The organism is Neisseria sp. P0001.S005 (assembly GCF_051963715.1).
In genome coordinates this window covers 1-6,974 of the sequence record NZ_JBQCTZ010000178.1, presented here as the reverse complement: position 1 = coordinate 6,974, position 6,974 = coordinate 1, and the positions used below count along the sequence as shown (strand labels likewise).

Here is a 6,974-nt window from a genome sequence, read left to right as displayed (position 1 = left end):
AATATCGGCCAAAGCCTTACCCGGCAGACGTGAAGAATCCAACCGCGCCGGAATCAATACGACAAATTCGGTCATGCCTTCAGTTCCTCTTCGCTCAACGGGCGCGCTTCGTTTTCCAACATATAAGGGATGCCGTCACGAATCGGATAAGCCAACTTCGCCTGACGGCTCCACAATTCCTGTTTGTCTTGATGGTATTCGAGTTTGCCTTTGGTTACAGGACAAACGAGGATGTCTAAGAATTTTTTTTCCATGGGGTTACTTTCGGTAGTTATATCAAGGCCATCTGAGATGATTCGGACAGTATAAATATCAATATTTTCAGACGGCCTGCACATTATTTGGCACATTCCGAAGAATGTTTATTGCCCTTACACAAAATATCACGCGTTTGCGCCTCAAAAGCGGGCGTATATTTCCTGCTTGCGTTGATATAGTTGTTGCTCATTGTCTTTTTAACAATCTCATCATTCAATTTATCGAAACGTTCCATCTTTTCAAATGCAGACTTACCGGCCCCATGCTCAAACAATTTTGCCATGCTGTCCACGTCTGCTTGGCTCAGCACATTATCAATATCTCCGCCATGCTGTCTGAGATGATTGACTTTTTTCAAAATACCCTTGCCCCGAGGGGAAGAGAAAAAGCGGTTGAGCACATCGACTTCTTCTTGTGTAAATACTTTCTGTACGGCACGCTTTTCTTCATCCAACCATTGTTTTTTCAACTCAGGGCGGCTCAAATCATCTTGCATGTTTTTCATATAACGGCTGATGACCGCCTTCATCTGCGCTTTTTGAGCTTTGGGCGTCATCGTTAACAAGCGCTCATTGTCCTCTTTATTCACCATCTCCAAAGAACGTTGCACTTTCTCGCTATAATTATTGCTTATCCCTTGAATCTCCAACCATTTCATTGCAGATTCATCACTTGGTTTGGCAGCTAAACTTTGAGTAGATACAAATAAAGCTGCACAAGCGACCAACAAATATTTTAACTTCATGATTTACTCCTATCGCGTAGTTTGAAGACCATCTTTAAAACATCTGTGAAACATCTATAAGCATTTAGATTGAAACATTCGCGGATACAAACGCCGCCAAGTCCGGCTTAATTATCGCATAAACAGGCAAGACCCACACATGATTCAGGTCGTGGCCGTTTGAAAATTTGACCGCATCCTTTTCCGTGATAATCACCACATCTGCGTCCGGCAAATCCGCGGCCGTAATATCTGCATGATCAGGCAAGGCAACGGTTTGTTTCAAAGCGATATTCAGGCTTTGCAACGTATTGAAAAAACGCTCCGGCTTGGCGATACCGGCGACAGCGGCGACGGTTTGATTTCCCAAACCCGCCAAATCCAATTTTTCAGACGGCCTATTCAAACGGTAAATCTGCCCTGTTTCAATATGGCTGGCAAACATATTTTCAGACGGCCTGAATGCCGTATCTGCTTTTCCGCCACTGACGACGACCGCATCAACGGAAGCCAACCGAGACAAAGGTTCGCGCAAGCTGCCGTTGGGCAGTAAATCCAAATTGGTACGTCCTGTATCTGCCGCCGGGAATACGGCAATTTCCATATCGCGTTGCAAGGCATAATGTTGCAAGCCGTCGTCGGTCACAATCAATTCAAGCTCCGGATGCGCCGCAAGCAATGCCCTGCCTGCTTCTGCGCGGCTGCTACCTACCGCCGTCGGCGCACCGGTTTGGCGAAACAGCAATAAAGGCTCGTCGCCTGCATCTGCCGCACTGCTAGCTGTATTCAATACATGAACCGCCTTGCTCTTGCGCCCGTAACCTCGGCTGATGATGCCGACCTTAATGCCCTTTTCCTGCAAATCCGACACCAGCGCGGCGACTATCGGCGTTTTCCCTGTTCCGCCTGCATGGATATTGCCGACCACCACCACAGGCACTGGCAATTTTTCGCTTTTCAGACGGCCTGAAACAAAATCATCGCGCCGTTTCGCCGCAATTTTGGCAAACAGCTTGGATAAGGGTTTCAGCAGCAAAGACAAAAACGGATTGGGGGATTGCCAATGGCGTTCGATAATTTGGTGGAGTTTGGGCATACGCACGGCTTTTGAGGCGAAAATCAAACGATAATATAACACAAGCCCGCCCAGACAAGGCCGTCTGAACATGCAGCTTTGATAATATTAAAACAAAGGGCGCAAGTTTCATGAAAACGAATACAACGAATCGCTCTAAAACCCTTATAATTCAACTTTCCTAAATTTTTCCTGTTTCGCAATGTCCGAACTTTTCGCGCCCTCCTCCATTTCCGTATCCGAACTCAACGCCCTCGCCAAAGCCTTGCTGGAAGACCATCTTGCAGGCTTGTGGATTGCCGGTGAAGTATCCAACCTGACCCGTGCCGCCAGCGGACATTATTATTTCTCGCTCAAAGACAGCCGCGCGCAGGTGCGTTGCGCGATGTTTAAGGGCGCGGCTATGCGCTTGGCGAAGCCTTTGAAAGAAGGCGACCATATCGAAGTATCAGGAAAAATCAGCATTTATGAAGCGCGTGGAGAATTTCAGATTACCGTAAACGAAGTACGGCTCAAAGGTTTGGGGCAGCTTTACGAAGCCTATGAACGATTGAAAGCGCAGTTGCAGGCGGAAGGCGCGTTTTCAGCGGAACGCAAAAAACCATTACCCGCCCGTCCGCAATGTATCGGCATCGTCACCAGCCTGGCGGCGGCGGCTTTGCGCGATGTCGTGACCACCTTAAACCGCCGCGCACCCGAAATCCCCGTTATCGTTTATCCGACACCCGTTCAAGGCACGGGCAGTGAATTGCAAATTGCCCAAGCGATTAAAACCGCTTCGCAACGCGCCGAATGCGATGTACTGATTGTCTGTCGCGGCGGCGGCAGCATTGAAGACTTGTGGGCGTTTAATGAAGAGCCGGTCGTGCGCGCCATCGAAGCCTGCGCGATTCCGGTCGTCAGTGGCGTAGGACACGAAACCGATTTCACGCTTGCCGATTTTGTTGCCGACGTGCGCGCACCGACACCGACCGGCGCGGCAGAATTGGTCAGCCCCAACCGCCAAGAATCGCTACACCGTCTCGCCCAAGCGCAAGGCCGTCTGAAAACCGTTTTGGAACAACGCTATTTCGATGCCAGCCAAAAACTCGACTGGCTCACACGGCAAATCCGTCATCCGCGCCAAAAACTTGACGATCAGCGCGCTTCAATCAGCAAACTGGCGCAAACGCTGTCTTACTCGATGACGCAAAACCTCCGCGCCCACACCGCCCGTTTTGAACGCCAAACCCAAACCCTGAAACATTGCCGTCCTGATGTTTCCGGTTACACACAAAATATCGACCGCTTTCAGACGGCCCTATCGCATTCCTTCCGCCAACTGCTCACCCACCGCCGTCAAAGCCTGACCGCCCAAGCCGCATTGCTCGAAGCCGTATCGCCGCAGCATATTCTGGAGCGAGGCTTTTCGGTCGTCAAAAACACACGCGGACAAGTCATCCGCAATGCCGATACGTTGAAACAAGGGCAAAAACTGCACATCACTTTTGCCGACGGCGAAACCGACGTACGCGTAACCAAAGAGCAGGCGCAGGGCGAGTTGTTTGACTGACAAAATAAAGGCCGCCTGAAACTTTATGCCGATAAAGTGAAACTATGTCTGCCTTTTAAAAATCCTTAACCAACCAATGCGGTATAATGCCTCATCTGCACACGCAGCATATACGGAAACATTATGGACAACGCACAAAATACAGAAAATCCGATTCCACCACGCAACTCCATCCGCAAAAACAGCATTTACCTGCTGCCCAATTCCTTTACCATCGCCGCGCTGTTTTGCGCGTTCTTCGCCATTACCCAGTCCATGCACGGACGTTATGAAACAGCGGCGATTGCAGTTTTCCTTTCCATGCTGCTCGACGGCATGGACGGACGCGTAGCGCGGCTGACCAACAGCCAAAGCGCGTTCGGCGAACAGCTTGACAGCCTTGCCGATATGGTCAGCTTCGGCGTGGCACCTGCCCTAATTGCCTACAAATGGCAACTTTGGCAGTTTGGCAAAATCGGTTATTCCGTCGCCTTTATCTACTGCGCCTGCGCCGCCCTGCGTTTGGCACTGTTCAACACGCTTATCGGCAAAGTCGACAAACGCTGGTTTATCGGCGTTCCAAGCCCGACCGCCGCTGCGTTGATTGTCGGCCTGATTTGGGTCAACCACAGCGTCGAGCGCTTCCCCAACGTGCATTGGTGGGCATTGGGCATTACCCTGTTTGCCGGCATTTCCATGATTGTGCAGATTCCGTTTTGGAGCTTCAAAGAAATCAACATCCGCCGCCAAGTGCCGTTTATGGGCATGGTGTTGGCCGTATTGATTCTGCTTTTGATCAATTGGGAGCCTTCTCTCGTCCTCTTCCTATTTTTCCTCGGTTACAGCCTGTCCGGTTATGTGATGGCAGTCATCCGTTGGTTTAAAAAACGCCATAAAACTCACAAACACGACAAGGCCGTCTGAAATGTGGTCTTGGGACATCATCCTTGCCCTGCTCGCCGTCGGCAGCGCGGCGGGCTTTATTGCCGGACTATTCGGCGTAGGCGGCGGCACATTGATTGTCCCCGTCGTCTTATGGACATTGCAACTGCAAGGCATAGGCGGCCACCCCTATGCCCAGCATCTTGCTATCGGCACTTCCTTTGCCGTCATGGTATTTACTACCTTCTCCAGTATGTACGCCCAACATAAAAAACACGCCATCGATTGGGCGACCGTCCGCCGGATGACGCCGGGCATGATACTTGGTGTACTCCTCGGCGCGGTGTCGGCAAAATATATGCCGACACTGGCTTTACAGGTTTTCTTTATTGCATTTCTTGCCTTTATCGCACTCAAAACCCTACGCGATTCCAAACCCAAACCTTCACGCACCCTGCCTGCCCTCCCCGGCCTGACAGCCGTCGGCACGCTTTTTGGGGCGGCTTCAAGCTGGGTCGGTATCGGCGGCGGTTCGCTATCCGTTCCATTTCTACTGTATTGCAACTTTCCGGCACACCGCGCCATCGGCACATCTTCAGGTTTAGCATGGCCGATTGCAATTACCGGCACCATCGGCTATTTTGCCAACGGTTTACATGTTGCCAACCTGCCTGAAGGCGCGGCAGGCTTTATCTATCTTCCGGCCGTAGCCATTTTGAGCATTGCCACCATCCTCTTTGCCCCGCTCGGCGTTAAAACGGCGCACAAACTGCCCGCCCGAAAACTCAAAATCGCTTTCGGCATCATGTTGCTGCTGATTGCCGCCAAGATGACTTGGAATTTGATTCATTAAATTTTTCTTGTGAAAAGGCCGTCTGAAAAACCTTTCAGACGGCCTGTTTCATGACAATAAAAACAAACTAAATTAAATCTTTTTCCCTACCCGATTTGCCCCATCGCAAATACAGCCAAGCGCCATATCGCCCATCCTGCCACCAATAATCCGGCGCACAAACGAACCATGCGTTTTTGCAAAAAGGTTTTCAACTGCGCTGCAAATATGCCCATCGCGAGCAGGTTCGGCAAGGTCCCCAACGCAAACGCCAGCATATACAGTCCTCCATGCAAGGCATTGCCACTGCCTAAAGCATACAAAGACGCGCTGTATACCAAGCCGCAAGGCAGCCAGCCCCAAAGCATACCCACGCCGAAACAGGCAGGCACCGATTTAATCGGCAGCAATTTGTTCAGTAAAGGATTCAGGCGTTTCCATATCGGTTTGCCGATGCCTTCGATTTTGGTTGCGGCAGTCGAAATACCGGCAAGATACAGACCGAGCAAAAGCAGCAAGACATTGGCGGCAATATACAAACCGTTTTGAACTGCGCGCGTATCGTCCAAGGAAATGCCGACCTGTCCGACCAAACCGACCAGAAGGCCAATGACGACATAGCTGCTGATGCGCCCCAAGTTCAACAATACAATCAGCCCGATTCGGTTTAAATGTGGCGGCAGCTGCAAAGCGAATGCGCTGCTCAATCCGCCGCACATGCCGACGCAATGCGTTCCGCCAAAAAAGCCAAGCAGAAAAAGCGTAAGAAATGTGATTTCTTGATTCATGGTTTTTAATGATTCAAACGAATGGATGAGGCCGTCTGAAACTTTTCAGACGGCCTTGAGAATGAAGGACAGGCTTTTCCGCCCACCCTCTTCATGCTTTAGAAAAGCAATTAACTGCGTGCGCGTACGTCAAATGCCTGACGTAAACCTTCGCCGATCATCACCAGCAAAAGAAGCATCACCGTCAGCGTAGCAACGGCAGACAGACCGATCCACCATGCGTCCAAGTTGTCCTTGCCTTGTGCCAGCAACTCGCCCAAGCTCGCCTGTGAAGCAGGTACGCCCAAGCCCAAGAAGTCCAAACTGGTCAGGGCAAGTACGGCACCGGAAATACGGAAAGGCAGGAAGGCCAATACCGGCGTCAAGCTGTTGGGCAGGATATGGCGCCACATGATTTCACGGTTGCCCACGCCCATCGCGCGCGCCGCCAAAACGTAATCGGTCTGACGGTTTTTCAAAAACTCGGCGCGGACATAGTCGGACAAGCCCATCCAGCCGAAAAGCGACAGCAACACCAGCAAAATCAACAGCCCCGGATTAAAAAACGAAGACAGGATAATCAGGAGGTACAGCTCCGGCATACCGCCCCAAACCTCGATAAAACGCTGCATCAGAAGGTCGGTTTTACCGCCGAAATAACCCTGCACCGCACCTGCAACCACGCCGATTACGGTAGTCACCACGGTCAACACCAAGGCAAACAACAGCGAATCACGGAAACCGTAAACCAAGCGCGCCAACAGGTCGCGGCCGCGGTCGTCCGTTCCTAAGATATGCCGTTCGGACGGTTTGGCCGGATCGGGTGCCGTATCAAAATCGTTTAAGGTATCGGCATCGTAAGGATTGGGCAGGTAAAGGGCAAAATTGCCGTCTGAAGTAATGTT

General features: G+C 51.0%; 9 protein-coding genes. 3 read left to right on the top strand and 6 right to left on the bottom strand.

The annotated features are described in order from the left end of the window. The 4 genes from ACTHSP_RS16010 to lpxK all read right to left on the bottom strand — a co-directional run. Window positions 1-75 (bottom strand): cytidylyltransferase domain-containing protein (locus tag ACTHSP_RS16010; RefSeq protein ID WP_440346434.1); only part of this gene is annotated, 75 nt, incomplete at its 3' end. Beyond that, window positions 72-254: a Trm112 family protein gene (locus ACTHSP_RS16005; protein ID WP_049329252.1), complete on the bottom strand. Its 183-nt coding sequence runs from the start codon at window positions 252-254 to the stop codon at window positions 72-74. The genes ACTHSP_RS16010 and ACTHSP_RS16005, both read right to left, overlap by 4 nt. 83 nt (window positions 255-337) lie before the next feature. Next, window positions 338-1,003, bottom strand: coding sequence for a DUF2059 domain-containing protein (locus ACTHSP_RS16000; RefSeq protein ID WP_070712038.1), 666 nt, complete (start codon window positions 1,001-1,003; stop codon window positions 338-340). A gap of 64 nt (window positions 1,004-1,067) precedes the next feature. Beyond that, window positions 1,068-2,078 (bottom strand): tetraacyldisaccharide 4'-kinase, encoded by a 1,011-nt coding sequence (gene lpxK, locus ACTHSP_RS15995; RefSeq protein WP_070712039.1) that lies wholly within the window; start codon window positions 2,076-2,078, stop codon window positions 1,068-1,070. 181 nt (window positions 2,079-2,259) lie between these two features. Here lpxK and xseA point away from each other — a divergent pair, with 181 nt between their 5' ends. From xseA to ACTHSP_RS15980, 3 genes are all read left to right on the top strand, one after another. Then, window positions 2,260-3,609, top strand: coding sequence for an exodeoxyribonuclease VII large subunit (gene xseA, locus ACTHSP_RS15990; RefSeq protein ID WP_070712040.1), 1,350 nt, complete (start codon window positions 2,260-2,262; stop codon window positions 3,607-3,609). Window positions 3,610-3,732: 123 nt separating this feature from the next. Then, on the top strand, window positions 3,733-4,512 hold the full coding sequence (pssA, locus tag ACTHSP_RS15985) for a CDP-diacylglycerol--serine O-phosphatidyltransferase (protein WP_440346433.1): 780 nt from the start codon (window positions 3,733-3,735) through the stop codon (window positions 4,510-4,512). Between the two features lies 1 nt (window position 4,513). After that, window positions 4,514-5,323: a sulfite exporter TauE/SafE family protein gene (locus ACTHSP_RS15980; RefSeq protein WP_440346432.1), complete on the top strand. Its 810-nt coding sequence runs from the start codon at window positions 4,514-4,516 to the stop codon at window positions 5,321-5,323. 86 nt (window positions 5,324-5,409) lie between these two features. On the opposite strand, the gene ACTHSP_RS15975 is transcribed toward ACTHSP_RS15980, so the two are convergent. Both ACTHSP_RS15975 and ACTHSP_RS15970 read right to left on the bottom strand, forming a co-directional pair. Beyond that, window positions 5,410-6,090 (bottom strand): sulfite exporter TauE/SafE family protein, encoded by a 681-nt coding sequence (locus ACTHSP_RS15975; protein WP_440346431.1) that lies wholly within the window; start codon window positions 6,088-6,090, stop codon window positions 5,410-5,412. Between the two features lie 110 nt (window positions 6,091-6,200). Next, window positions 6,201-6,974, bottom strand: a 774-nt coding sequence (locus ACTHSP_RS15970) for an ABC transporter permease subunit (RefSeq protein WP_440346430.1), incomplete at its 5' end; no start/stop codon positions are given.

Excerpts from the sequence above, each read along its gene's own strand:
- ACTHSP_RS16005 (WP_049329252.1), bottom strand. The coding sequence starts at position 254 with ATGGAAAAAAAATTCTTAGACATCCTCGTTTGTCCTGTAACCAAAGGC.
- ACTHSP_RS16000 (WP_070712038.1), bottom strand. The coding sequence starts at position 1,003 with ATGAAGTTAAAATATTTGTTGGTCGCTTGTGCAGCTTTATTTGTATCT.
- lpxK (WP_070712039.1), bottom strand. The coding sequence starts at position 2,078 with ATGCCCAAACTCCACCAAATTATCGAACGCCATTGGCAATCCCCCAAT.
- xseA (WP_070712040.1), top strand. The coding sequence starts at position 2,260 with ATGTCCGAACTTTTCGCGCCCTCCTCCATTTCCGTATCCGAACTCAAC.
- pssA (WP_440346433.1), top strand. The coding sequence starts at position 3,733 with ATGGACAACGCACAAAATACAGAAAATCCGATTCCACCACGCAACTCC.
- ACTHSP_RS15980 (WP_440346432.1), top strand. The coding sequence starts at position 4,514 with ATGTGGTCTTGGGACATCATCCTTGCCCTGCTCGCCGTCGGCAGCGCG.
- ACTHSP_RS15975 (WP_440346431.1), bottom strand. The coding sequence starts at position 6,090 with ATGAATCAAGAAATCACATTTCTTACGCTTTTTCTGCTTGGCTTTTTT.